Raw genomic sequence first — 23,845 nt, forward strand, 5'->3', positions numbered from 1 at the left:
GTGGGTGATCTGCTATAGGGCAGAGGCTTTTATGCGAGATGATGGAACAATTAAAGGAGAGGGTGTTTATGGGTGGAGGTTCTGAGCGGCGGCGGGTCAGCGTATTAGGCAGCACGGGCAGTATTGGTGTTTCTACCGTTGACCTTTTAAAAACGCAGGCAGAGTCCATCCAAGTGCGGGCTCTGGTAGGTGGGCGGAATGCGGCTCTTTTGGCAGAGCAAGCGCGTGCGTTAAATGCGGAGCTGGCCGTCTTAAATGATGAGAGCCATTATGCCGAGCTTAAAGAGCGTCTAGCCGGGACATCTACAAAGGTCGCAGCAGGGCGGCAAGCTGTGATTGAGGCAGGCGCGTTAGAGGCAGATTGGACCATGGCCGCCATCACAGGGGCGGCGGGTCTCGCCCCTACATTGGCGGCGGTGCAAAATGGGCATCAGGTCGCTTTAGCCAATAAAGAAGCCCTCGTTTGCGCGGGGGAGGTCATGCTCAAGGCCGTGCGCGATGCCGGGGCAGAGTTGCTGCCAGTTGACTCCGAGCATAATGCGATTGTCCAATCCCTCGGCGGGGCGGATATGTCTTTAGTGGAGAAGATCGTCCTTACCGCTTCTGGCGGGCCATTCCGCCGGGCGAGCAAGGAGGAGATGGCCAAAGCCACGCCAGAGCAGGCTTTAAAGCATCCAACATGGTCTATGGGGGCGAAGATTACGATTGATTCAGCCTCTATGGCCAATAAAGGGTTAGAGGTCATTGAGGCCGCACGCCTCTTTTCGCTGCCGGAGCATCAGATAGATGTTCTGGTTCATCCGCAATCGGTCGTGCATGGGATGGTGTGTTTTCGTGATGGGAGCTTTGTAGCCCAGATGGGTACGGCTGATATGCGGATTCCCATCGCTCACACATTAGCGGCCCCTACGCGGATGGAGACAAAATGCGAGCGGTTGGATTTTGTAAAGCTTGGCCGGATGGAGTTTGAGGCCGTTGATGAGGATCGTTTCCGTCCCCTCGGTCTAGCCCGCCAAGTATTGCGAGCAGGCGGTGTGGCCCCAACGGTGTTCTCCGCAGCGAATGAGATTGCCGTTGAGGCGTTTTTAGCAGGGAAGATTCGTTTCCTCGGTATTGGCCAGCTTATTGAGGCAAGTTTGCAGGCTATGCCCGAGAATCCAGAGCCAACCTCTTTGGAGGATATTTATCATTGGGATGAACGTGGTCGCGCCCTCGCCCGTGAGCAAATGGAGCGTATGAGCTGATGATGCATACCGTACATACTGTTATTGCCGGGTTGGTTGTCTTTGGGATTGTCGTGTTCGTTCACGAGATGGGGCATTATTTGGCTGCGCGCTGGCGTGGGGTGCAGGTGGATGTATTCTCCATTGGCTTCGGCCCAGTTCTGACATCATGGCAAGATCGGGTGGGGACAAAATGGCAAATTAGCCTCTTGCCATTGGGGGGATATGTTAAGCTGCATGGCTTTGAGAATCGTCCTGATGCCCCCGCTGAGGAAGGTGATGAGAACGCCTTTAACCGCAAGTCCGTCCTCTCCCGTGCGCTTGTAACCGTCGCAGGGCCGGTGTTTAATTTCTTACTGACCATCATATTATTTGCTGTTTTGCTTTCATGCTTCGGCAAACCAGAGGCAAAGCCCGATATTGGTAGCCTTGCCCCTAATGGTGCTGCTAGCCGTGCTGGTCTAAAGCTAGGTGATGAGATTACCAAGCTGGATGGGCATCGTATCCTCAGCATTGGTGATATCCAAGCACAAGTAGCGGCTCATCCGGGGGCGGTGATGCAGGTTAGCGTGATGCGGGAGGGCAAAGAGCTAGAACTCCCCGTGACGTTGGATCGTCTCACACAAGATGGGCATGAGGTCGGCCGTTTAGGTGTGGGCTTTATGTTAAAGCATGGGGCACCCTTGCCTGTTTATAAGGCTATTCCCGCTGCTTTTGGGCAAACATGGGATATGTGTGCTAATATGCTGGAAGGCATTTGGCAGATCGTCAGTGGGCAGCGGAGTGCGAAGCAGCTTTCGGGGACGATTGGCATTATTCATATGTCCGGCCAAGCGGTGGATTATGGGATGGCAAGTGCGATTGGATTTGTGGCACTTTTGTCGCTTAATTTAGGCTTGATTAATCTGTTTCCTGTGCCAATGCTTGATGGTGGGCATTTGCTGTTCTATGGATGCGAGGCTATCTTGGGTCGTCCTTTATCAGAACGGACACAGGGCTATGCGTTGCAATTTGGATTATTGCTCGTTGTGGCTCTTTTTGTCTTTTCAACAGTGAATGATCTCAGAGGGTTGGGCGTTTTTCATTGGTTGTTTGCACATAGGGGTTGATTTTTGCCCCTTCAATGAGGGAAAAGGTCATACTTGGGTAGCGTTTTATAACTGAGATAAGTGGGTCTTTAGTCATTATGTGGTTAAAGGGCTGCGATGGGTTGCGCTATGGCGTATGGGACTATGGTGAACAGCTTGCATCAAAATGATGCGGGTGGCTGTTTGTAGAACTTTGAGACGAGGAATACCGGTTTTGTCAGGATTGCGTACAAAAAGCTTTCGGCCGATGGCCGTTCGACTGGCTCTGCTGGCGTCTGTCTGTACGGCACCAACCCTGCTTAGTGCTGCACAGGCTGCGCCTTTAGGTAGCCATGGGCGTGGGCATACGCGTTCGGTGGCAAATAAGGCGGAGGCTGCTCCTGTCCCGTTAGGGGGGATGATTCAGTCTATCGACGTCCGTGGTAACACGCGGATTGAGACGAGTACCGTCCTGTCTTATCTGGTCGTACAACCTGGTGATAGCTTTAGCCGTGATGCACTCAATCGGTCATTAAAAACATTATATGCAACTGGGTTATTCCGGGATGTTACCTTGCAACGTCAGGGCAATACATTAGTTGTTAATTTAGTAGAGAATCCGGTAGTGAATCGGATCGTCTTTGAGGGTAACCACACTCTTAAGGATGCTGATTTGCGCAAAGAAATTAGCTTGCGTGCTCGGGCAGTGTTCTCAACGCAGATTGTTGCTGCGGACCGTCAGAAGATTTTGAACATGTATGCCGCCCGTGCGCGTTATGGGGCGACTGTAGTCCCGCAGGTGATTCGGTTGTCGCATAATCGTGTGGATGTGATTTTTAATATCAATGAAGCACGCCAGACCTTAGTGCGGAAAATCTCTTTTGTGGGGAATAATACCTATAGTGAGGCTGTATTGTCTCACGCTATTTCCTCTAAAGAGGCTGCATGGTATCGGTTCTTTTCCTCCTCGGATGAATATAATCCAGAGCGTGTCCGCTATGATGCCGAGCTGTTGAGGCGTTTTTATCTGCGGAATGGCTTTGTAGATTTTCATATTGTCGACTCAACGGGTGAGTTATCACCTGATCATAAAAGCTTCTACATTACCTTCACGATTCATGAAGGGCCGCGCTATAAGCTGAATAAGATTGGCGTGCGCTCTAACGTGCATCATGTCACTCCAGAGATGGTGAAGAAGCATATCGAGGTTTATAAAAACCAGTATTATGACGGCACAGCCGTGCAAGATAATGCAACTGATATGCAGGAATGGTTGCAGGCAAACGGCCATCCATTTGCGATGGTCCGTCCAGAGATTGCCCGCAACCCAGAGAAAAAGCTGGTGGATCTGCTCTTCGATATTGTGGAGGGTCCGCATGTCTATGTGGAGCGGATTGATATTAACGGGAATACCGTTACGCGTGACCATGTCATCCGCCGTAATCTGCCCATGGTCGAGGGGGATGCTTACACGCCCTTTAACCGCAAATATACGAAGATGGCCCTGCAAGATATGGGCTATTTCAGCAGTACAAATGTGGACCAAAGCCAGGGCTCTGCACCAGATAAGGTCAATGTTAGTGCTAATGTGGTGGAGAAGCCAACAGGGGAGTTCTCCCTTGGTGGTGGGTACTCGACAGATGCCGGTGTGATGGGGAATGTGGGGCTCAAGCAGCATAACCTGCTGGGGACAGGCGTGGATGCTGGCTTCTCCGGCACGGTTGCGTATTACGAGAAACAAGCAGACTTGTCTTTTACAGACCCTTACTTTTTAGGCCGTAACTTTGTTGCCGGGTTTGATATTTATACGGTCCAGAATAATTATCAAACGTATCAGAGCTATAATGAGGGCCAGTATGGTGCCTCTATCCGTCTAGGCTACGCTTATAACCGCTATCTTTCCCAATCCTGGACGTACACGGTGGTGGACCGTCATGTGGGTAATGGTGTGCCGAATCAGGATTATGCAGGCTGGCAGGATGATACGCCTTCTGTCTATGTGCGTAATGCAGCGGGTTGGTCTTTGCTATCGCAGATTGGCACGACGATTACATATGACCGGCGTGATAACCGCATGAGCCCGCGCTCTGGTTATGTTGTGAGTGCTGGTGGGGAGTTTGCTGGCTTAGGTGGTAATGAAAAATATTACCGCGTGAAGGCAAATGGTGCCTATTATGTACCGTTGGATGATTTAACAGGAACGCATAATTGGGGCCTCCAGTTTAAAGGCGGCGTGGGTTATATGCATGACTGGAGCTCCAGCGGGGATAGGAACATCGTTGATAATTTCTATCTCGGTGGTGAGAACTTGCGTGGCTTCTTGCAAGGTGGTGTGGGGCCGCGTAGCTCCCATTATCGCGCTCCGTGTCACCCGGGTACTGCGAATAATACTCTTGCCCAAGCCCGTAATGGCTTTTGCCCAGGTGCAGGGCAGGATGATTTGCTGGGTGGTACCTTCATGTACACAGCATCAGCTCAGCTGAACTTCCCGTTACCGTTTGGTGAAAGTCTCGGTATTTCTGGTCGTGGTTTTATTGATGCTGGTAGCCTCTCAGGTAAACGTGTGAAGAATCGTAACCATTATCGTAACTTTAACGACCCCTATTATACGCCAATCGGTGGTAGCACGATGACACCGCGTGTTTCAGGTGGGTTGGGTATTTCGTGGAAGAGCCCCTTCGGTTTGGTTAATATTGATGGTGCTGTGCCGATCCATCGCGAGAGGGGGGACCGCCTGTATCCGATCCGTTTTGGTTTTGGGCAACAGTTTTAAGAAAACGGAAGAGACGTTCCTTTAAACTGATATTTATTTAGATAAGAGGGTTTCATGTTGCGCTTTTCTTTGTCTTTACTCGCTGCGAGTGCTTTGGTCTTTCTTCCGCTGGGGCTAGGTAACGCGGCGGATAATAATGGTAATGGGGCGTGGTTTGTGCCTAAAGCGGCTCAGCCTTCCGCGCCACCGGCAACCCATCATCGGGCGGTGGCTCCTGTTGCACCTGTTGATGCCCCGGATATGGGGGAGGCGGAGGACGCTTCGCCTGATGGGAACGAAAGTGAAGCCCCGCAAACGCCACCTATTTTGCCTTTGCCGGCTGTTCCTTCATCGCCAGCCGTACCAAAGGAAGCTCCACCACCAGCTGTTACTTTGGGCTTGATTAGCGTGCAGGGGGTTATGCAGCTTTCCACCGCGGCTCAGGAAATGCAGCAAGTGCTTGGTGAGCGGCGTGATCGCCTAGCGCGTTTGGTGCAGAAGGAAGAGGCCGCGTGGCGTGCAGAACAGCAGAAATTACAAGTACAAGCGCGGAGCTTAACATCGGATCAGCTTCAATTGCGGGTGCGCCATTTGCAAGAGCGCAGGGCAAAAGATCAGCGTGATTTCAGCAATCAGGCGCGGATTATTCAGGAAGCGTATCAGGTTGCTTTCCATCAGATTGAACGCGTGTTGGAACAACGCGATGGCATTATTGCAAAAGTGGCTGCTGCACATGGTATGAATCTGATTCTTCATGCTGAGCAGGCGGTCTTGCATGTAGATGGCCAGGATATTACGGAGGAAGTGGCAGATCGTTTGAATAAAGTGCTGCCTCATGTCTTTATCCCTGCCGATGGTGTGGACCCGGAAGTCCTGGCAAAGTCAGGGAAAATGCCTACTACGGCGGATGAAGAACGCCTGATGCAAGCGGCCCAACAGCCAGCTGCGACAGCGCAGGCACCGGGGGCGGGCTCTGTCGTACGGCGTCACTAATTAAAGGGGGGCGCGGGTATGACGCGGGAAGGGCAGCAGAGTCAACTACCAGGTGATTCTCGTTTTTTTACGCGTTCAGGGCCTTTCTCTTTAGCACGATTGTTGGAGGTCACAGGGGCGGAAGCTTTGGGCCCTGCTACGGCGGAGACATTATTTGAGGGGGTTGCCCCTCTCCATGCGGCAGGGCCGCAGCATGTTAGTTTTTGTGATAATCGTCGTTATCTCCCATTGTTGGAGACAACGGGGGCCGGGCTGGTCGTGCTAGGGCCTGCTTTTGTTGATAAAGTCCCCAAAGGCTGTACCGCTCTGATAAGCCGCGAGCCCTATTTGCTTTGGGCCCGTGTTGCGCGCTTATTTCATCCTGCCCCGCCGGTGCAGGCTAAGTGCCATCCGACGGCTGTTATTGGCCAAGATGTCAAAATCGGTAAGCAAGTGGAGATCGGACCTTTTGCCGTTATTGGCGATGGGGTGAGCCTTGGTGATGGCTGTGTGATCGGCGCACATGCCTCGGTAGGGGACCATGTTGTTATAGGGGCAGGGTGTCGGATTGGGGCGCATGTTTCGCTTAGCCATGCCTTATTGGGAGAACGCGTGGTTTTGTATCCTGGTGCGCGGATTGGCCAAGATGGTTTTGGCTTTGCCGTTGGGCCAGAAGGGTTTGAAACCGTACCGCAGCTAGGCCGTGTTGTGCTGGGTGATGGGGTGGAAGTGGGGGCGAACTCAACCATTGATCGTGGCTCAATGCGTGATACGGTGATTGGGGCGGGGACACGCATCGATAATCTGGTGCAGATAGGTCATAACGCGCAGCTGGGTCGTTGTTGCATCGTTGTGTCGCAGGCTGGTGTCTCTGGCTCTACCGTTATTGAGGATTTTGTGACGATTGCGGCACAGGCGGGCCTAATTGGTCATATCCATATTGGCCGTAAAGCGCGGATTGGTGCGCAATGCGGTGTTATGAATGATGTGGATGCCGGTGCGGATGTGATTGGTAGTCCGGCGATGCCGTTTCGAGAGTTTTTTCGTAATGTGGCAACATTAAGGAAGCTCTCTCGGAAATGATATTCCCCGATTGGTGTTTTGGCATTTCTTTGGTAGAAGAAGCGAACATTGCGCCTCTCACCTGGTAGATGGGAGGCTGATTGCGTTCTATCACATGAAAGCCAGGAGATGAGATAGGTGGGAGAGGCGACTGAGCAAACACATCACGTGCCTGAGAGCGTAGATGTGATGCAGATTATGAAGGCGATTCCGCATCGTTATCCGTTCCTCTTGTTAGACAAGATGGAGGATATCAAGGCTGCGGAATCGGCAGTTGGCATTAAAAATGTAACGGTGAACGAGCCTTTCTTCCAAGGGCATTTCCCGGCACGTCCTGTCATGCCAGGTGTGCTTATTATTGAGGCGATGGCACAAACAGCGGCAACCTTGGTTGTGTTAACGCTCGGGAAGGCTTTCGAGGGGAAGTTGGTCTATTTCATGACGGTGGAGAACGCGAAGTTCCGCCGTCCTGTTGGGCCGGGGGATCAACTGCGCATTTATGTTAACAAGGAGCGCGCGCGTGGGACGGTGTGGCGTTTCCGTGGTGTAGCGAAGGTTGATGGCGTGGTTGTTGCTGAGGCATCGTTTAGTGCGATGATTGTGGATTAACGTTGATGCCAGCACCGGGACATCTCCCTAAAGAGACGGAGATTCACCCAACGGCTCTTGTGGACCCGCAAGCCTCCTTGGGCCAGGGGGTGTTTATTGGCCCTTGGTGTGTGGTCGGTCCGCATGTACGTCTGGGGGATCATGTCCGGTTGCATGCTTCTGTTATGGTAGAAGGCCATACCGTTCTGGAGGATGGGGTAGAGGTTTATCCTTTCACAACGGTGGGGTACCCTCCACAGGATTTAAAATATAAAAACGAGCCGACACGCTGCCATATCGGGGCGCGAACCATCGTGCGAGAGAGTGTCACAATCCATCGTGGTACCGCCCAAGGCGCGGGAGAGACCTATATCGGGCGGGATTGTCTCATTATGGCTAACGCCCATATCGCGCATGATTGTGTGTTGGGTGATGGCGTTATCATCGTCAATAATGTGGTGATGGGCGGTCACGTTACTATTGGGGAGCAGGCACGCATTATGGGCTCTGCTGCGTTGCATCAGTTTGTCCGTATCGGCCGTGGGGCCGTTGTGGGGGGGCTATGCGGTGTGGAGATGGATGTCATCCCCTATGGGAGTGTTTTAGGCAACCGCGCTCGTCTCGTAGGGCTTAATTGGGTAGGGCTGAAACGTGCGGGGGTGGAAGCTGGTGAGATTCAACAAATGCGTCTTGCTTTTCGGGAATTATATCCTCGTGCTTCTGGTGGTGAGACTGTCTTGGGAGAGCGTGTCAGTGTTGTCCGGCAGAAATATGGGCATATTGCGCGTGTGGCGGAGATGCTCCGCTTTATGGAGTCCCCAACGCGTCGCGGCTTGACCCGCCCAGGGCGGGGCGCAGCGTGGGAAAAGGATGATGAGGGGTGAGCCAGCAAGAGCGGGTTGGGATTTTAGCCGGTGGTGGTCCCTTGCCTGCTCGCGTTGCAGCGTCCGTGCGTCAGCAAGGGCGTGAGCCGTTTTTGATCGGTTTTCAAGGTTTTGTAGATGAGGCGTTGCTTAGGCCTTACCCCCATGCGGTTATGCGGCTTGGGGCTGCGGGGACGATTCTGCGTGCTTTAAGGGCGCAGCACTGCCGTGAACTTGTTTTGATAGGCCCAGTTAAGCGGCCCTCATGGCGGGCTTTACGGCCTGATGCAGAGGGGATGCGCTTGATAGGCCGGTTAGGCCGTGCCCTCTTTGCAGGGGATGATGGCCTCCTTGCCGCGATTGTGCGCTTGTTGGAGGAGGAAGGCTTTCGCATCCGTGGGGCGCATGAGTTTCTCACACCGTCATGTTGTCAAAAGGGGGCATGGGGTAGGATTCAGCCTGATGAACAAGCATTAGCGGATATAAAGCAGGCGGTGCATATTTTATCTGTGATGGGGCCGCTGGATATTGGGCAAGGCTGCGTTGTTCAGCAGGGGTTGACTTTGGCGGTAGAAGCTCTGGAGGGGACAGATGCGATGCTCCAGCGTTGTGCGGCTTTGCGGCAGGAAGGGGCGGGCGGGGTGCTCGTCAAAATGCCTAAAGCGGGGCAAGAGCTGCGTGCTGATATGCCAACAATCGGTCCGACAACGCTTGTTAATATTGCAGAGGCCGGGTTGCGTGGCGTGGCCTTCTTGCCAGAACTAACCTTGGTGCTGGATGCGGATCGCTGTATAGAAGAGGCAGACCGTTTAGGATTATTTTTTTATGGATTGGGGGAGGAGAGTCCCTCAGGAGATTAGGAAGAGAGACATATGAGCGTTTATCTCCATACGATGGTACGTGTACGAGATCTCGACCGGAGCTTAGGCTTTTATCGATTGCTAGGCATGCGGGAATTACGCCGCCTGGAAGTGCCAGAGGGCCGTTTTACACTGGTTTATATTGGCTATGGCGGTAATGAGCATGGTGAAGCGGAAATTGAGTTCACTTATAATTGGGACCAAACAGAAGATTATACTCACGGCACGGGCTTTGGGCATTTTGCTATTGGAGTGCCAGATGTTGCCGCTGCGGTGGAGGTTGTCCGCCAAGGGGGTGGGCGCGTTACGCGTGAGGCCGGGCCTATGGGCAATACAGGCATTGTGATTGCTTTTGTACAAGACCCAGATGGCTATAAGGTCGAGTTAATTGAGAAGGCTGATGCGCCTAAGCTAGCCTAAGTCCTAGTGCCTTATAAGAAACGAGTGGGCATTGTAGGATTGACAGAGCAGGGCCAGCCCCTTAAAAGCCACCCCTAAGTGGAGGGGCGTTCTTAGGTGCGTCCTGTTCTAAGGCATGCCTTTAAAAGGGTATGTTCTAAAGATTAGAGGATAGAAAGAATGAAGCGCACATATCAGCCTTCCCGTCTGGTTCGTAAGCGTCGCCATGGCTTCCGTACACGCTCTGCTACTGTTGGCGGGCGTCGCGTGCTGGCTAATCGCCGTGCAAAAGGCCGCAAGAAGCTTTCTGCTTAATTATGCAGCCGCTTGACCGTCTTAAGAAGCGGTCACAGTTTTTGCATCTGGCCCGTAAGGGGCAGAAGGTCGTATCCCCCGGTCTTATTGGGCAAGTTTTGCCGCGAGAGGGGGGTGCAGGGGTACGGGCTGGTTTTACCGTGACGAAGAAGGTCGGTAATTCCGTTGTGCGCAATCGTACCCGCCGCCGCCTGCGCGAGGCTTTGCGTGTGGTGGTAAAGGAGGGGGGCTGTCCTCCTTCTGGTGATGTGGTTTTGATAGGCCGTGCCGCAACGAGGCAGCGGCCTTTCTCTCTCTTAAAAGATGATGTTCGTAAAGTTTTCCGCGCCTTGGAGAGCAAAGGGAGGTGAGGCAGGTATTTGCTGCCTTTTTGGTAGGGTTGATAAAACTGTACCAGCTTTTGCTTGGTCCTCTTATGGGAGGGCGGTGTCGTTTTTATCCGTCCTGTAGCGCGTATGGGGAGGAATCGATCCGCCGATACGGGCCATGGCGCGGTTTGTGGTTGACGGTATGCCGTATTTTAAAATGTCATCCCTTTCATCCCGGAGGGGTAGATTATCCGCCCTGAAGTGCGCAGATACAAAGACGATGTTGCTCTGCACTCATCTTTGGGGTAGGGCAGTGCGTGTAAAAAACAGGCTACGGCTATTGTTTTAGGGATGATTTTACGCCAGTGAAGGGCCATCTACCCTTCCAGTAAATGAAAGAGCGGCTCCAGCCCGATGGAAAGTAGCAAACGATTTATCCTCGCTTTTGGCTTATCAGCGTTAATTCTGATCGGCTTTAATTTTCTTGTACCGCAGAAGGGGCATAAGGCGGATAATACGCCTCCGCAAAGCCCTGCCTCTGTTACGGCAAGTCAGCCTCCCGCTGCTACAATGCCCACAGCGCCTGTAGCAACGGCAGAAGTAGCACAGGATGACCATAAAGAGCATCGCTTAGCGGTGCGGAGTCCTGACGTGCAAGGCTCTTTCAATCTGCGTGGGGCGCGGTTGGATGATTTGGAGCTAACGCGCTATCGTGAGACCATTGCTCATGATAGTCCGCTCGTGCGGTTGCTGGATAAAGCGGGCAGCAAAGCACCGAATTATCTTGTGTTAGGTTGGCAGAATGCTGCGGGGGACAAAACCCGTGTGCCAGATGAGCATTCTCTCTGGCAAGTTGATGGCGAGCAGGAGGCTCTTACCCCAGAGCAACCCGTGACGCTTTATTGGGATAATGGCGCGAATGTGCGCTTTATCATCCATTTAGCGCAGGACCGCCACTATATGGTGACAGTGCGACAGGAGGTGGAGAATCACTCTGGCCAGCCTATCTCGCTTTATCCTTTTCAACGCGTGCAGCGTGATTATTTGCCTGAAAATACCGGTTCTTTGACAGAGTTTGAAGGTCCCGTTTCCGTCATGGAACGTGACCTGACACGGAATGATTATAAAGATATTCGCAAAGGGGCCGACAAGCCGGGGCATGTCGCCTGGGAGGCCACAGGCAAAGGTGGATGGGGCGGTATTACCGATAAATATTGGTTAACCGCCGTAGGGGCGGATCCTGCTTTGCCGGTTCGTCTGCAAGAGAGTTACGTTCCAGAGGGGGCAGGTTCTTATCGTGTAACCTTTATGCCGCAAGAGCCGATGGTCATTCAGGATGGTGCGCGGTTAGGGCAGGGGAGTTACCTGTTTGCTGGTGCGAAAGAGCCCGGATTATTGCGTTATTATGACCGTAAACTAGGTCTAGCGCGCTTTGATGATAGTATTGATTTTGGCTGGAGTGCCTTCTCCTATCTTAATAAGCCGATCCTTTTCTTGCTGCATTGGCTTTATGCCCATATCGGCAATTTCGGCCTTGCGTTGATGGCTCTAACGCTGTTGGTGAAGATTCTTCTCTTTCCCTTGGCGTCTAAAGCGGCACAATCATCAGCACGTATGCGGCTCGTGGCCCCTAAAGTCACGGAGCTACGGCAGAAATATAAAGATGACCCGGTGACGATGAATCAGAAGGTCATGGCCTTGTATAAGGAGGAGCAAATTAACCCGGTTGGGGGCTGTTTGCCGATGCTTATCCAAGCCCCTATCTTCTTCTGCTTGTATAAGATGCTGAATCTGAGCATTGATGAGCGGCACGCGCCCTTCTTTGGGTGGATTAAGGACCTCTCCGTCCCAGACCCAACAAATCTGTTTAACTTGTTTGGTCTCTTGCCGTTTGACCCAACCCATATTGTCTCCTTCTTGCATCTCAGCATCTGGGGAGCGGCATTGGGTATTACCTTTTGGCTGTTGCAAAAGCATAGCATGATTCAGATGGACCCAGCACAGGCACGGATTATGCAATTCATGCCGGTGGTGTATGTCTTTGTGATGTCGAGCTTTCCTGCTGGCCTGCTGGTTTATTATACATGGAACAACGTGCTGACCTTCCTCCAGCAGCATTATATCGAGCGGCGGACGGCCCTGCCTGTACCGTTGATGAAGCTGGGCGGGCGCGCTTTGCGTAAACGCTTTGGCAAGAAGAACGAGCCGTGATGCCACATCATATCCCTGCTCTGAGTGAGGAAGAACTTGAGGAGGGTCGGCGGCTTTTTGCAGGCCCTTGTAACTTCTTCTTCGGCGCGCAGACGATCGAGCAGCTTCCCCCGCCAGAGCGGGCAGAGGTGGCGTTTGCAGGACGCTCTAATGTAGGCAAATCCAGCATCATTAACGCTTTGACGGGGCGGCGGGCTTTGGCCCGTGCCTCATCAGAGCCGGGGCGGACAAAGCAGCTTAATTTCTTCGACCTCGGCGGGCGTCTTTCTTTGGTGGATATGCCGGGTTATGGCTTTGCTAAAGCCTCCAAAGCGGTGAAGGAAGATTGGCAGAGGACGATGTTCGCCTATTTGCGTGGCCGTCCGAATCTGGCCCGTGTGATTTTGCTGATTGATGGCCGGGTTGGCCTTAAGGCCTCTGATAAAGAGGTCTGTGCCCTTTTGGATAAAGCGGCGGTTGTCTTTCAAATCGTGCTGACAAAATGCGATGCTTTATCCCCCACGGCTCTAACAGAGCGTGTGAAGGAAGTGGAAGCCTTGGCGAAAAGCCATGCGGCAGCCTTCCCCCATATTGTGGCGACAAGTAGTACAACTGCGTTGGGTATTGCGGAATTGCGTGGCATAATAGCGCAGTTTGCTGAACCCGCTATTGGGCGTCCTTGAAAAATAGTGTCTGAGAGTGAATGGTCATGTCTTCTTCATCTTCCCCTCCTATGCCACTCCCAGAAGAATTTCTGGCGTCCGATAAATTAAGCGAGCAAGAGCAAGCGGCTATTCTTGCAGGGGCTTTGCCTTATCTGCGCCGCTATGCCGGTGATACTATCGTGGTGAAATATGGCGGCCATGCAATGGTTGAGAATGACCTTGCCGCGACATTTGGGCGCGATATTGCCTTGCTCAAGCTTGTGGGGATTAACCCCATCGTGGTGCATGGCGGGGGGCCACAAATTAACGCTATGATGAAGCGTCTGGGGGTTGAATCCCAGTTCGTAGACGGGCTGCGCGTGACAGACCGTGAGATGATTGATGTCATCGAGATGGTCCTCTCCGGTACGGTCAATAAGCAAGTGGCAGACCTTATCAGCCATGCAGGGGCCTTGGCCGTTGGGATTTCCGGCCGGGATGGGCGTTTGATTCAGGCCGAGCGGTTAGTCCATTATCGTCGGGGTGATGCGGCCCATCAGGAGGCTATAGACCTCGGCTTTGTCGGCACGCCTGTGCGGGTGGAGCCGCGCGTTCTTTATGCGCTTTTAGGAGCGGGGTTGATTCCCGTTGTCGCTCCTTTAGGGGCCGGTAAGGAAGGCGAGATTTATAACATTAATGCCGATACAGCCGCCGGGGCCGTAGCGGGGGCTGTGCGGGCCTCTCGTCTATTGATGCTGACCGATGTGCCCGGTGTTTTGGATGAGCATGGTAAGCGCATTGAGGAGCTTACCGCAGCAGAGGCACGTCGGCTTATTAAAGAGGGGCATATCACAGGCGGGATGATTCCGAAGGTGGAGACATGCCTTAAAGCCGTGCAAGCAGGGGCTAAGGCTGCGGTTATTTTGGATGGTCGCGTGCCTCATACATGCTTGCTAGAGTTGTTTACCCGCGCTGGACCGGGCACGCTCATCACGGCAGAATGAGGAAAAGGGCACGCTATTTGCCCTCATGATGGTTGTTAAAAAGGAATGAATTATGGACCACGCAACGCTGCGTAAGCATGTAGAAACTTTGTGGGAGGACCGTGCAAGCCTCTCTCCTCAAACCAAAGGGGAGGCGCGCGATGTCGTAGAGGCTGCTCTGGCCGGGTTGGATAACGGGACCTTCCGTGTTGCAGAGCAAAAGGGCGAGGAGCGTATTGTTCATGAATGGCTGAAGAAGGCCGTTCTTATGTCCTTCCGTCTTTATGAGTCCGAGCCTATGGCTCATGGCTGTGGTGGTGCCCCGGGCTTTGATAAAGTGCCGCTCAAATTTGCTGGTTGGGGCAAGGCTGAGTTCGAGAAAGCAGGCTTCCGCGCTGTACCGGGGGCTGTTGTACGGCGTTCGGCTTATATTGCGCCGGGTGTGGTTTTGATGCCCAGCTTCGTTAATCTCGGTGCCCGTGTGGAAAGCGGCACAATGGTTGATACATGGGCCACAGTGGGCTCCTGCGCTCAAATTGGGAAGAACTGCCACATTAGTGGTGGGGCAGGGATTGGCGGGGTGCTGGAACCCCTCCAAGCCGCACCGGTGATTATTGGGGATGATTGCTTCATCGGCGCACGCTCTGAGGTGGCTGAGGGCGTCGTGGTTGAGCGTGGTTCTGTTCTCTCCATGGGGGTTTTCCTTGGGGCCTCCACGAAGATTGTGGATCGCACAACAGGTGAGATTCATATGGGCCGTGTCCCGGCTTACTCTGTTGTTGTGCCGGGTACATTGCCACCCAAGACACCGGGTGGACCGTCCTTAGCTTGCGCGGTCATTGTGAAGCGTGTGGATGAGCGGACGCGTTCTAAAACATCCATCAATGAGCTCTTGCGTGACTGAGTGACCTTATGAGCCTGTCATCTTCCCTGCGGGACCCGCTTGCCCTTTTGCAGGCCCTTCTTCGTTGTCGTTCTGTCACCCCGGCTGATGACGGAGCTTTGGGCGTCGTGGCAGAGGCGTTGGAGATGATGGGCTTTACCGTCACAAGGTTGGCCTTTGGCCCTAAGGGGGAGGAGACCCCCAATCTTTATGCGCGGTTAGGGGAGGGGCGTCCCTGCCTTTGCTTTGCTGGTCATACAGATGTTGTGCCCCCCGGTGAGGGGTGGAGCAGCGACCCATTTGCGGGGGAGGTGCGCGAGGGTCGTATTTATGGCCGTGGTACAGCGGATATGAAAGGCGGTGTAGCGGCCGCTCTGGCCTCTGTAGCGCGCCGGCTGGAAGCCGGGCCTCTTAAAGGAAGCCTTGCCTTCCTGATTACAGGGGATGAGGAAGGCCCCGCGCATTACGGCACACGCTCCGTGTTGGAGTGGATGAAAGAGCAAGGGGAACAGCCTGATTTCTGCCTCCTGGGTGAGCCGACCAACCCAACAGAGATGGGTGAGGTGATTAAGATTGGCCGTCGTGGCAGCATGAATGCCGTCATCACGGTGCGTGGGGTGCAGGGGCATGTGGCCTATCCACATTTGGCAGATAACCCCACCCATCGGCTTGTGAAGATTTTAAGTGACCTAACAGCGCGTGTGCTGGACCAAGGCAATGAGTGGTTCGCGCCCTCATCTTTGCAAATTACCAGCATTGATGTCGGTAATTCTGCAACGAATGTGATACCCGCTACGGCACAAGCGCGGGTGAATATTCGCTTTAATGACCTCCATACGGGGGAAAGTCTTTCGGGCTGGATAGAGGATGTTGTGGCGTGCCATACAGCGCATGGCACGGTGGATGTCTCCATCAGTGGGGAAGCCTTTCGCACTATAGCGGGGGCGGAGGTAGAGCATCTCTCCCAAGCGGTGGAGGCTGTAACAGGGCGGATGCCGAAGCTCGATACTGGCGGGGGCACGTCCGATGCCCGTTTTATCACGTATTGCTGCCCTGTGGCGGAGTTCGGTCTCGTGGGGGCAACGATGCATAAATGTGATGAGCATGTCTCCCTCGCTTCATTGGAGGAGCTCACCCAGATTTACGGGGAGTTCATGCAGCGTTTTGGTGTTTAAGCGGGTGGGGCGTTAAGGATAGCCTGCCCCGCGCTATAGATATGATACAAGCTGCTAGCGGGCATATGGTCCGTTGCGCTGTTGCCTGCTTCATCTAGCCGGTCAATCCACCCACCAAAGAGCGTAGCAGGCGCGTATTGGGTGAAGAACAACTGGCTCATACGACATAGACGTTGATACCGCGTAGCAGGCTCAGCAGGCGCGTGTTGAGCGAGCAGACGCATCATCTCCGTTTGGGGCCAGATGCGTGTTGTGGCCTCTAGTAGGGTACCATCATCATATAACGCATCGGGCAGGAGCGGGCCGGGAACGGTTTGGTGGAGGCGGTCATAGAGCTTATGTTGGGCCTTGCGTGCAGCAGTGGCGTGCGCACCTGCTGGGGCAAGGCGATGATACTCTCCTAACAGCCAGCACCATTCGGCTTGATGGCCGGGTTCGACACGATTGCGCCCATAGGGTTCTTCTGGCGTCCAAGCGGGGGTAAAGAACTCTAACAGCGCATCTGTCCCTTGGGGGATGAAGGCGCGCAGGGCCAGAGCCAGAATAGCTTCTGCATGATGGAGAAAAACCTCCCTTTGTGAGACCTCAAAAAGGGTCAGGCAGGCTTCCAGAAGATGCATATGCGGGTTTTGGGAATGTCGCTCAGAGAGGGCAGGAATAGCGTCACGATACCCCCCTTGAGGGGATGGAAAGAGGGCATCAATCTCAGCAAGGCTTTTCTCAGCTATGGTAAGGAGGGCTGTATCCCCGCTAAGGCGATAGGCCCATCCATGGGCAAAGAGGATGAAAGCATGGCCGTAAAGGTCGCGCTTGGTGTCAGAGGGGGCAAGGTCCGGCCCTAAAGCAAAGACCCATCCCGCTTGACCATCAGCACGATGATAGCGTTTAGTGAGTTGTGCCAAACAGGCCAAAGCGCGTTCTCCTGCCTTATAATGGCCGTTTAAAGCCGCTTGGCAATAAGTCGCAACCTGACGTGCTTGGACCATCAAACGGCGATGAGGGAGGGGGATGGGAGCTCCTGCAAAGGTGAGGCGTTCGTGATACAAGCCAGCTTGTTCATCAAAACCAGCTTGGTCCCAGAGGGGCAGGGCCTTTTGGCATAACCATGCGTGCCATTGTGTTTGCTCTGTTGTGAGAGACGACATTAGGGAACGTCCTTTAAAGGGTGCGTATCATCCATGGTTTTGACGATATGGCTTGTGGAATGGCCATCTAACAGCGGAGCAAGGCAGACTCGCCCGCCATAGGCCTTGATGAAATCTCCCCCCACGACTTCATCCTCTTTGTAATCAGCCCCTTTAACGATGATGTCCGGTTTAAGGGCGGTAATGGTCTCAAGGGGGGTGTCCTCATCAAATAGAACAACAAGATCGACATGGCGTAGGGCGCGTATAACCGTTGCGCGGGCTTGCTCATGCTGCAAAGGCCGCCGTGGACCTTTGAGCCGTTTGATAGAAGCATCGCTATTGAGGGCTACAATGAGTTTATCACCTTGCCCTGCAGCATATTGCACAAGGGCAACATGGCCGGGATGGAGCAGGTCAAAACAGCCATTCGTAAAGACGACTGAAGCCCCATGACGCTTCCACGTCTCCACAATGGCACAAGCATCAGCAAGGGGAAGGTAGGAGCCATTATCGGCAATTTCCGCGAGGAGATGTTGGCGTAATTCCTCATGCGTCACATAGGCTGTGCCTAATTTGCTCACCGCAATAGCAGCGGCTGTAGTAGCCATAGTGACCGCACTGGGGAGGGCATGACCATCGGCCAACGCGCAGGCGATTGTGGCGATGACCGTATCGCCCGCGCCAGAGACATCATACACCTCTGAAGGATGAGCTTGGCAATGGAGGGGGGCGGCCTCTTGCTGCCAGAGGGTCATTCCTTTCTCGGAGCGTGTGAGGAGGATATCGCTACCTGTAAGAGGGGCTATGGCTGTGCAGGCTTGCTCAATCTCTGCATCATTATCTAAGGCCCATTCATGCCCAGTAAGGGGGTGGATAGAGGCGGTTTTTAACGCGGTGCGCAATTCTTGACGGTTGGGTGTTAAAAGGCTTGCCCCGCGATAGGCGGATATATCAGCCCGTTTAGGGTCCACTAAGATAGGAATGTCCCGTGCGCGAGCGGCGGCAATAACATTTTGCAGCACATAATCAGACAGCACACCCTTGGCGTAGTCGGAGCAAATGAGGATGCGGCTCGTCTCTAACGCGGTGAGCGTTGCAGCAATGAGGGCATCTTCAATCGCACGGGGGAAGGGGGTCAGTTTCTCTTGGTCTAAGCGCACAATTTGTTGTCGCCCGCTAAGAACACGGGTTTTGGTAATGGTTGTCCAGTGAGGGTCGGTAATAAGGCCCGTTAAGGTGATGTCCGACCATTGTGCTAGGGCCTGACGGAGTGTTTCTGCTGCAGGGTCCTTGCCTACAACCCCGATGAGATGGACCGGATGGCCAAGAGCCGCTGCATTCACCGCGACATTTGCGGCCCCACCGGGGGTTACACGCTCTTGCGTGTGCAATAAGACGGGGACGGGGGCCTCTGGGGAGATGCGATTGACCTCCCCGCTAATATATTGGTCTAAAAGCAGGTCGCCCAGAATGGTGATAGTGCGGGATGGTATAGGCTTGGACAAAATATATACCCCTCCAGAATAGCGTGACGATATTAGCCCATTTTGGTTACGAAGGGATTATCAGGATAGCCAACATCCATCAGGCATAGCCCATCAGGTGGAGCCGTAGGGCCTGCTTTGCAGCGATTACGGGCCTCTAAGGCTGTTTTTACACGCTCGGGGGACCATTGATGATGGCCAACTAACGCTAACGTTCCCACCATATTGCGGACTTGATGATGGAGAAAAGAGCGTGCTTGTGTATCAATATACACAGCCTCTCCCGAGCGTGTGATGGTCAGCTCATCCAAGGTGCGGAGGGCATCACGCGCTTGGCAAGCGACAGCACGGAAGGATGTAAAATCGTGACTGCCGAGGAGGTGATTGGCCCCCGCCTGCATCGCCTCAATATCGAGCGGGGCGCGAATATGCCAGACAAAGCCTTCCTGCATCGCAGGCCGAGCCGGGCGGTTGAGGATGGTGTAGCGATATCGCCGCCATGTTGCAGAGAAGCGGGCATTCCATCCATCTGGTGCGGGGGCAGCCTCTAAGATGGAGATAGGATGGGGTTTGAGGTGATAGCCCAGCGCATCACGCACAGCTTTGCGGCTGAGCGGGGCATCTTCTGGGAAGTCTAAATGCGCGACAAGCCCCGCTGCATGCACGCCCGAATCCGTCCGCCCTGCCGTTACGCTGCTGACCTTGCGGCCCTGTGTGAGATGCTGCGCAGCTTCTTCAATCAGTTGTTGGACGGAAAGGCCGCTCTTTTGCCGCTGCCAGCCTACAAAGGGCCGTCCATCAAACTCAACACGAATAGCCCAGCGGCTAATACCGGGGGGAGCAGCATCAAACAAAGCGGGTCCCTTTGCTAAGCGTGGTACCGCGGAGGAAGGCGTCTCGTGCCATCATGGCTCGCCCCGGTTTTTGAATTTGCTCAATACGCAAACAGCCTTGCCCGCACGCAATGGTTAAAGCGTCATCCAATATGGTGCCCGGTATAGGGGATGCAGCGGTGAGAGCAGTGGCTTCGGCGTCATCCACTAGCGTTACGGCCCCAATGCGATAGCTTTGCTCATCCAATAAGGCATAGCTTCCCGGCCAAGGGATAAAGGCCCGGATTTGCCGCTCAATCTCATGGGCGGGGCGTGTCCAATCGATATGCCCATCTTTGCGTTCTAAGCGCGGAGCGTAGCAGCTTTGGGCATCATCTTGCGGGCGAGGGGTGGGGTGCTCGGCTAAAGCACGGACGATTAAACGCCCACCACTCTCCGCTAATTTATCATGCAAGCTCCCAGCGGTATCCGTGGGGGTGATGGGTGTGGCCTCGGAGAGAATGACCGCCCCCGTATCAAGCCCTTTATCCATCTGCATAATGCAGACGCCGCTTTTTTCATCCCCAGCGCGAATGGCTGATTGAATGGGCGAAGCCCCCCGCCAACGTGGCAGGAGGCTGGCATGAATATTTAAGCACCCAAGGCGGGGAGCATTAAGAATCGCCTCTGGAAGAAGCAACCCATAGGCCGCCACAATCGCCGCATCTGCGTTGAAGGATTGGAAGATAGCCAGCTCTTCCTCATTATGGCGCAGTCTTTCTGGGGTGCGAACAGGAATGTTGAGCGCATCTGCGGCCTCATGCACGGGTTGCCGGCGCAATGACTTCCCCCGGCCTGCAGGGCGTGGGGGCTGGGTATAGACGGCCACAATATCATGGCCCGCTTTTATAAGCGCATGAAGGGCAGGGACGGCAAAATCCGGCGACCCCATGAAGATGAGGCGCATGGGTTTATCGTCTCCGTTTTTGTTCCTTCGCTAGACGCCGCATAATCATATTGCGTTTTAGCGAGGAAAGATGGTCCACAAATAAAATACCATCGAGATGGTCAATCTCATGCTGGATACAGGTGGCCAGCAAGCCCGAGGCCTCTTGCTCAATAGTCTCACCAGCTAAATTACGATAGCGCACACGGATGGATTCCGGGCGGATAACCTCCGCATATTGGTTAGGGAGGGAGAGGCAGCCTTCCTCCCGCGCGGCAAGTGTCTCAGCAGAATCGATGATTTCTGGATTGATGAGGACCATCGGGTCACGCGGTTCATCTTCGCGAGCAACATCGACAAGGACAAAGCGTTGGCTTAGGCCCACTTGTGGGGCCGCAAGGCCAATACCGGGGGCCTTATACATAGCCGAGAACATCCCCGGCAGAGCCTCACGAATTCCGGCCATATCTTCCGGTCGTACCTCATGGGCGACACGGCTGAGAACAGGTTGCGGCGCAACAAGAATTGACGTTGGGGCTATATCATCAAGATGATCAAGAAAATCTAAGTCTTTCATACGGCTATGTTAGCGGCTGGGCGGTGTTAATTCCAGCGTCTTCTTTTTATGCTTAATGAGGGAGGGCTTGCATCTTAGGGGATGGATTATCATATCATGCAGCGTGGGGGATGCCTTTGGTAGGGTCGCCTGCTTGTTATCACGTCTCGCTCCTTGAGGAGGCAGGTTCGCTTATGTCGTCAGGACGTCTTTTTACATCCCCCATGTTTTTGGGGTTTGACCATTTGGAACAAATGCTTGAGCGTGCTTCAAAAACAGCATCAGACGGTTACCCGCCGTATAATATCGAGCAGTTAAGCCGTACGGCTTTGCGGATTACCCTTGCTGTGGCAGGGTTTGTGATGGATGATTTGCAGATTACCCAAGAGGATAATCAGCTCGTCATCCGTGGTCGCCAAGCTGATGACGCGCAGGGCCGCGTGTTCATCCATCGTGGGATTGCAGCGCGGCAGTTCCATAAAGCCTTTGTCTTGGCAGAAGGCATTGAGATTGCCGGGGCGTGGCTTGATAATGGCTTGCTGCATATCGACCTCCACCGCCCAGAGCCAGAAGTGCGGATAAAGCACATCACCATCCAACAAGGCAGTGCTGAAGCCTCAACAGCAATGCCCGATATAGCCCGCCGGGAAGATGTGAGCCCAGCGCGTGATCTTTCTCCCATTATGGAGGAGGGGCCGTTTGGGCGAGAGTAAAAAGGGGACGTCTGCACTGGCTGTTGTGGAAGCAATGCAGGACCGTGCCCGTGCGATGACGGGTACGGAGCTGCGGAATTGGGGCCTGACAGAGATCGCTTATTTACGCCAGATCTCTTATGAGGGAGCCTCAATCGTGGCGATTTATGCCGCTGATGGCACGCCCGTAGCGATTGCGGAGGATGAAGCCAGCGCGGTTGATGCTATCCTCGAGCAAGATATGGTACCAACTTTTCTGCAATAGCGTTGAGGCTAGAGGGAGAAATTCTCCCCCAGATAAACGCGGCGTACATCCTCGTGAGCAACGATGGCTTCTGGCGTGCCCTCCATTAAGACGCGCCCGCTATGAAGAATATAAGCGCGGTCAATCACCTCCAATGTTTCGCGGACATTATGGTCGGTAATCAGCACGCCAATGCCGCGGTCTTTTAGGTGCGAAACAAGGTCACGAATCTCACTTACCGCAATAGGGTCAATCCCCGCTAGAGGCTCATCTAGGAGGATATAATTAGGCTGGCTAGCAAGAGCGCGGGCGATTTCTAGCCGCCGCCGCTCACCCCCTGATAGAGCAAGTGCAGGGGACCGCCGCAGCCGTGTAATACCAAACTCTGCAAGCAGGCCATCTAGCATAGCGTGGCGTTTGTCACGGTCTTTCTCTACTGCTTCGAGCGCGACAAGAATATTCTGCTCAACATTTAACCCACGGAAGATGCTGGCTTCTTGGGGGAGATAGCCAACGCCTAAGCGTGCCCGGCGATACATGGGGAGGGGGGTAATATCAGCACCATCAAGGGTGATGCTGCCCATATCGGCCTGCACAAGACCAACAATCATGTAAAAGCTGGTGGTTTTCCCTGCCCCATTCGGGCCAAGCAGCCCCACAGCCTCACCCCGTTGCACATGGAGGGAAACATCATGCACAACAGTGCGCTTTTTATAGCTTTTGGCAATGCCATGTGCGGCTAAGCCGGGGGTCTCGCTGATAAGGTCGGTATTAGTCATTGCTTGGTCTCATTAGGGACAATTAGGCCCTGTACAGGGTCGCTAGAGCCAGAGAGCATGTGGGAGACGCCCGTTTTAAAGTCCACAATTGCTTGGGAGCCGTTATTTTGGTTCTGCCCTTGGGTGACATGCACATTACCCACCATACGGGCAAGTTGCGGCCCAGCTAGATAAACCCCTCGGTCCCCTGTGGCAGTTTGTCGCTCGGTACGGACAATGACATGCCCCCAACCGTAAGCGCGGTCTAGGTTTGTGTCTTGTTGGTCAGAATTGTTAGCACTCTGCCCCTTTTGGCTGGCACGGTTAGCCGCCTTCTGGGCATCAGTGAGTTCAAAAGCTTGCATAATATCGGCGGTGATGCGTTTGCCGTCACTCGTATTGACAGTAGCATCCCCCCAGCCGATGGAGACGCGCGTATGGGGGTAATATTCCACAAGGTCGCGTGCGGTGAGGAGATGGCGCGGGCTTGTGAACTTCATGGCTTTGCCAGTCATCAGCATGACGCCTTTATCGACATCATAAAGCCCGTGATCCCCCCATCCTTGGTCCACAAGGTTATAGATATGGACATGCCCAAAGGCCTCTACACGGTAAAGCTCCATATTCCCCGTATCGCTCTCTGTAGTTTGTGCGCTTTGGGGTTTGGGGCGGAGATAACCAACCAGCGTATCTGCATCCACAGTCATATCACCACGCTGGGCACGCGCTCCACCTGTGAGGGTAACGGTCTGGCGGTTATGGTCGTAAATCTCCTCCTTCTTCCAAAAGAGATGCACAACTTGCCCGTGTGATTGGTCGGGCATGACAGTATCAGCCGCATGAGCAGAGCAAGGAGCTGCAAGAAGGGAGGTGGCGAGTGTTAACCCGGCCACTGCCAGAGGAGTATAAGAGCGAGAGAGGACAGAAAAACGCATCATGCCC

26 protein-coding genes are annotated in these 23,845 nt (G+C 53.9%); 19 read left to right on the plus strand and 7 right to left on the minus strand.

The features are described 5' to 3' along the window. Positions 1-68 precede the first annotated feature (68 nt). The 17 genes from dxr (at position 69) to dapE (ending at position 16,284) form a co-directional block, all read left to right on the plus strand. A complete protein-coding gene (dxr, locus tag NQF64_RS01305) occupies positions 69-1,244 on the plus strand; it encodes a 1-deoxy-D-xylulose-5-phosphate reductoisomerase (protein WP_266106221.1) in 1,176 nt (391 codons plus the stop codon). Continuing rightward, complete coding sequence (gene rseP, locus NQF64_RS01310) at positions 1,244-2,332, plus strand: RIP metalloprotease RseP (RefSeq protein ID WP_266106222.1); 1,089 nt, start codon at positions 1,244-1,246, stop codon at positions 2,330-2,332. Before dxr ends, rseP begins: the two co-directional genes overlap by 1 nt. A 226-nt stretch (positions 2,333-2,558) precedes the next feature. Beyond that, entirely contained in the window at positions 2,559-5,063 is a 2,505-nt protein-coding gene (bamA, locus tag NQF64_RS01315; protein WP_266106223.1) for an outer membrane protein assembly factor BamA, read from the plus strand. Between the two features lie 54 nt (positions 5,064-5,117). Further along, entirely contained in the window at positions 5,118-6,035 is a 918-nt protein-coding gene (locus NQF64_RS01320) for an OmpH family outer membrane protein (protein ID WP_266106224.1), read from the plus strand. A gap of 18 nt (positions 6,036-6,053) precedes the next feature. Further along, positions 6,054-7,097, plus strand: coding sequence for a UDP-3-O-(3-hydroxymyristoyl)glucosamine N-acyltransferase (lpxD, locus tag NQF64_RS01325; protein WP_099026105.1), 1,044 nt, complete (start codon positions 6,054-6,056; stop codon positions 7,095-7,097). A 168-nt stretch (positions 7,098-7,265) separates the two neighbouring features. Next, positions 7,266-7,685, plus strand: coding sequence for a 3-hydroxyacyl-ACP dehydratase FabZ (gene fabZ / locus NQF64_RS01330; RefSeq protein WP_099026342.1), 420 nt, complete (start codon positions 7,266-7,268; stop codon positions 7,683-7,685). Positions 7,686-7,690: 5 nt separating this feature from the next. Further along, positions 7,691-8,548 carry an acyl-ACP--UDP-N-acetylglucosamine O-acyltransferase gene (lpxA, locus tag NQF64_RS01335; RefSeq protein ID WP_266106225.1) on the plus strand — a complete coding sequence of 286 codons (858 nt, stop codon included), beginning with the start codon at positions 7,691-7,693 and terminating at the stop codon, positions 8,546-8,548. Beyond that, positions 8,545-9,387, plus strand: coding sequence for an LpxI family protein (locus NQF64_RS01340; RefSeq protein WP_266106226.1), 843 nt, complete (start codon positions 8,545-8,547; stop codon positions 9,385-9,387). The genes lpxA and NQF64_RS01340 overlap by 4 nt, the downstream gene beginning before the upstream one ends. A gap of 12 nt (positions 9,388-9,399) precedes the next feature. Then, positions 9,400-9,807, plus strand: coding sequence for a lactoylglutathione lyase (gloA, locus tag NQF64_RS01345; RefSeq protein ID WP_099026102.1), 408 nt, complete (start codon positions 9,400-9,402; stop codon positions 9,805-9,807). Between the two features lie 159 nt (positions 9,808-9,966). After that, positions 9,967-10,101 (plus strand): 50S ribosomal protein L34, encoded by a 135-nt coding sequence (rpmH, locus tag NQF64_RS01350; protein ID WP_018979184.1) that lies wholly within the window; start codon positions 9,967-9,969, stop codon positions 10,099-10,101. Positions 10,102-10,103: 2 nt separating this feature from the next. After that, positions 10,104-10,451: a ribonuclease P protein component gene (gene rnpA, locus NQF64_RS01355; RefSeq protein WP_266106227.1), complete on the plus strand. Its 348-nt coding sequence runs from the start codon at positions 10,104-10,106 to the stop codon at positions 10,449-10,451. Continuing rightward, on the plus strand, positions 10,448-10,669 hold the full coding sequence (yidD, locus tag NQF64_RS01360) for a membrane protein insertion efficiency factor YidD (RefSeq protein ID WP_099026100.1): 222 nt from the start codon (positions 10,448-10,450) through the stop codon (positions 10,667-10,669). Before rnpA ends, yidD begins: the two co-directional genes overlap by 4 nt. Positions 10,670-10,823: 154 nt before the next feature. Then, positions 10,824-12,620, plus strand: coding sequence for a membrane protein insertase YidC (yidC, locus tag NQF64_RS01365; protein WP_266106228.1), 1,797 nt, complete (start codon positions 10,824-10,826; stop codon positions 12,618-12,620). Beyond that, positions 12,620-13,282, plus strand: a complete 663-nt coding sequence (yihA, locus tag NQF64_RS01370; RefSeq protein WP_266106229.1) for a ribosome biogenesis GTP-binding protein YihA/YsxC — start codon at positions 12,620-12,622, stop codon at positions 13,280-13,282. The genes yidC and yihA overlap by 1 nt, the downstream gene beginning before the upstream one ends. Positions 13,283-13,332: 50 nt before the next feature. Continuing rightward, entirely contained in the window at positions 13,333-14,247 is a 915-nt protein-coding gene (gene argB / locus NQF64_RS01375) for an acetylglutamate kinase (RefSeq protein WP_099026097.1), read from the plus strand. A gap of 52 nt (positions 14,248-14,299) precedes the next feature. Further along, positions 14,300-15,130, plus strand: coding sequence for a 2,3,4,5-tetrahydropyridine-2,6-dicarboxylate N-succinyltransferase (gene dapD / locus NQF64_RS01380; protein WP_099026096.1), 831 nt, complete (start codon positions 14,300-14,302; stop codon positions 15,128-15,130). 8 nt (positions 15,131-15,138) lie between these two features. Beyond that, positions 15,139-16,284, plus strand: a complete 1,146-nt coding sequence (gene dapE, locus NQF64_RS01385) for a succinyl-diaminopimelate desuccinylase (RefSeq protein WP_266106230.1) — start codon at positions 15,139-15,141, stop codon at positions 16,282-16,284. On the opposite strand, the gene NQF64_RS01390 is transcribed toward dapE, so the two are convergent. The 5 genes from NQF64_RS01390 to def are packed head-to-tail and all read right to left on the minus strand — an operon-like array spanning position 16,281 to position 21,230. Then, on the minus strand, positions 16,281-17,429 hold the full coding sequence (locus tag NQF64_RS01390) for an AGE family epimerase/isomerase (RefSeq protein WP_266106231.1): 1,149 nt from the start codon (positions 17,427-17,429) through the stop codon (positions 16,281-16,283). The two genes, dapE and NQF64_RS01390, sit on opposite strands and share 4 nt — an antisense overlap. Further along, the gene (gene rfaE2, locus NQF64_RS01395; RefSeq protein WP_266106232.1) at positions 17,429-18,916 is read right to left on the minus strand and encodes a D-glycero-beta-D-manno-heptose 1-phosphate adenylyltransferase; all 1,488 of its coding nucleotides are present in this window, start codon (positions 18,914-18,916) and stop codon (positions 17,429-17,431) included. The genes NQF64_RS01390 and rfaE2 overlap by 1 nt, the downstream gene beginning before the upstream one ends. A gap of 32 nt (positions 18,917-18,948) precedes the next feature. Next, complete coding sequence (truA, locus tag NQF64_RS01400) at positions 18,949-19,749, minus strand: tRNA pseudouridine(38-40) synthase TruA (RefSeq protein ID WP_266106233.1); 801 nt, start codon at positions 19,747-19,749, stop codon at positions 18,949-18,951. Next, positions 19,742-20,674 carry a methionyl-tRNA formyltransferase gene (fmt, locus tag NQF64_RS01405; RefSeq protein ID WP_099026091.1) on the minus strand — a complete coding sequence of 311 codons (933 nt, stop codon included), beginning with the start codon at positions 20,672-20,674 and terminating at the stop codon, positions 19,742-19,744. Before fmt ends, truA begins: the two co-directional genes overlap by 8 nt. 4 nt (positions 20,675-20,678) lie before the next feature. Next, a complete protein-coding gene (def, locus tag NQF64_RS01410; RefSeq protein ID WP_266106234.1) occupies positions 20,679-21,230 on the minus strand; it encodes a peptide deformylase in 552 nt (183 codons plus the stop codon). A 173-nt stretch (positions 21,231-21,403) separates the two neighbouring features. Here def and NQF64_RS01415 point away from each other — a divergent pair, with 173 nt between their 5' ends. Together NQF64_RS01415 and NQF64_RS01420 are read left to right on the plus strand one after the other, a co-directional pair. Continuing rightward, on the plus strand, positions 21,404-21,922 hold the full coding sequence (locus tag NQF64_RS01415; RefSeq protein ID WP_257875052.1) for an Hsp20 family protein: 519 nt from the start codon (positions 21,404-21,406) through the stop codon (positions 21,920-21,922). Further along, entirely contained in the window at positions 21,909-22,166 is a 258-nt protein-coding gene (locus NQF64_RS01420; RefSeq protein WP_257875051.1) for a DUF1150 domain-containing protein, read from the plus strand. Before NQF64_RS01415 ends, NQF64_RS01420 begins: the two co-directional genes overlap by 14 nt. Before the next feature lie 8 nt (positions 22,167-22,174). Here the strand turns inward: NQF64_RS01420 and lptB are convergent, their stop codons facing one another. Further along, positions 22,175-22,924, minus strand: coding sequence for an LPS export ABC transporter ATP-binding protein (gene lptB, locus NQF64_RS01425; RefSeq protein ID WP_099026089.1), 750 nt, complete (start codon positions 22,922-22,924; stop codon positions 22,175-22,177). Beyond that, on the minus strand, positions 22,921-23,841 hold the full coding sequence (locus tag NQF64_RS01430; protein ID WP_257875050.1) for an LptA/OstA family protein: 921 nt from the start codon (positions 23,839-23,841) through the stop codon (positions 22,921-22,923). Before NQF64_RS01430 ends, lptB begins: the two co-directional genes overlap by 4 nt. Positions 23,842-23,845 lie beyond the last annotated feature (4 nt).

It is taken from the genome of Bombella saccharophila (assembly GCF_026385475.1).
GTDB classification, from domain to species: Bacteria; Pseudomonadota; Alphaproteobacteria; order Acetobacterales; family Acetobacteraceae; genus Bombella; species Bombella saccharophila.

Bases quoted from the DNA above. Each gene is read 5' to 3' on its own strand.
- dxr (WP_266106221.1), top strand. From the start codon at position 69: ATGGGTGGAGGTTCTGAGCGGCGGCGGGTCAGCGTATTAGGCAGCACG.
- rseP (WP_266106222.1), top strand. From the start codon at position 1,244: ATGATGCATACCGTACATACTGTTATTGCCGGGTTGGTTGTCTTTGGG.
- bamA (WP_266106223.1), top strand. From the start codon at position 2,559: ATGGCCGTTCGACTGGCTCTGCTGGCGTCTGTCTGTACGGCACCAACC.
- NQF64_RS01320 (WP_266106224.1), top strand. From the start codon at position 5,118: ATGTTGCGCTTTTCTTTGTCTTTACTCGCTGCGAGTGCTTTGGTCTTT.
- lpxD (WP_099026105.1), top strand. From the start codon at position 6,054: ATGACGCGGGAAGGGCAGCAGAGTCAACTACCAGGTGATTCTCGTTTT.
- fabZ (WP_099026342.1), top strand. From the start codon at position 7,266: ATGCAGATTATGAAGGCGATTCCGCATCGTTATCCGTTCCTCTTGTTA.
- lpxA (WP_266106225.1), top strand. From the start codon at position 7,691: ATGCCAGCACCGGGACATCTCCCTAAAGAGACGGAGATTCACCCAACG.
- gloA (WP_099026102.1), top strand. From the start codon at position 9,400: ATGAGCGTTTATCTCCATACGATGGTACGTGTACGAGATCTCGACCGG.
- rpmH (WP_018979184.1), top strand. From the start codon at position 9,967: ATGAAGCGCACATATCAGCCTTCCCGTCTGGTTCGTAAGCGTCGCCAT.
- rnpA (WP_266106227.1), top strand. From the start codon at position 10,104: ATGCAGCCGCTTGACCGTCTTAAGAAGCGGTCACAGTTTTTGCATCTG.
- yidC (WP_266106228.1), top strand. From the start codon at position 10,824: ATGGAAAGTAGCAAACGATTTATCCTCGCTTTTGGCTTATCAGCGTTA.
- yihA (WP_266106229.1), top strand. From the start codon at position 12,620: ATGCCACATCATATCCCTGCTCTGAGTGAGGAAGAACTTGAGGAGGGT.
- argB (WP_099026097.1), top strand. From the start codon at position 13,333: ATGCCACTCCCAGAAGAATTTCTGGCGTCCGATAAATTAAGCGAGCAA.
- dapD (WP_099026096.1), top strand. From the start codon at position 14,300: ATGGACCACGCAACGCTGCGTAAGCATGTAGAAACTTTGTGGGAGGAC.
- dapE (WP_266106230.1), top strand. From the start codon at position 15,139: ATGAGCCTGTCATCTTCCCTGCGGGACCCGCTTGCCCTTTTGCAGGCC.
- NQF64_RS01390 (WP_266106231.1), bottom strand. From the start codon at position 17,429: ATGTCGTCTCTCACAACAGAGCAAACACAATGGCACGCATGGTTATGC.
- fmt (WP_099026091.1), bottom strand. From the start codon at position 20,674: ATGCGCCTCATCTTCATGGGGTCGCCGGATTTTGCCGTCCCTGCCCTT.
- def (WP_266106234.1), bottom strand. From the start codon at position 21,230: ATGAAAGACTTAGATTTTCTTGATCATCTTGATGATATAGCCCCAACG.
- NQF64_RS01415 (WP_257875052.1), top strand. From the start codon at position 21,404: ATGTCGTCAGGACGTCTTTTTACATCCCCCATGTTTTTGGGGTTTGAC.
- lptB (WP_099026089.1), bottom strand. From the start codon at position 22,924: ATGACTAATACCGACCTTATCAGCGAGACCCCCGGCTTAGCCGCACAT.
- NQF64_RS01430 (WP_257875050.1), bottom strand. From the start codon at position 23,841: ATGATGCGTTTTTCTGTCCTCTCTCGCTCTTATACTCCTCTGGCAGTG.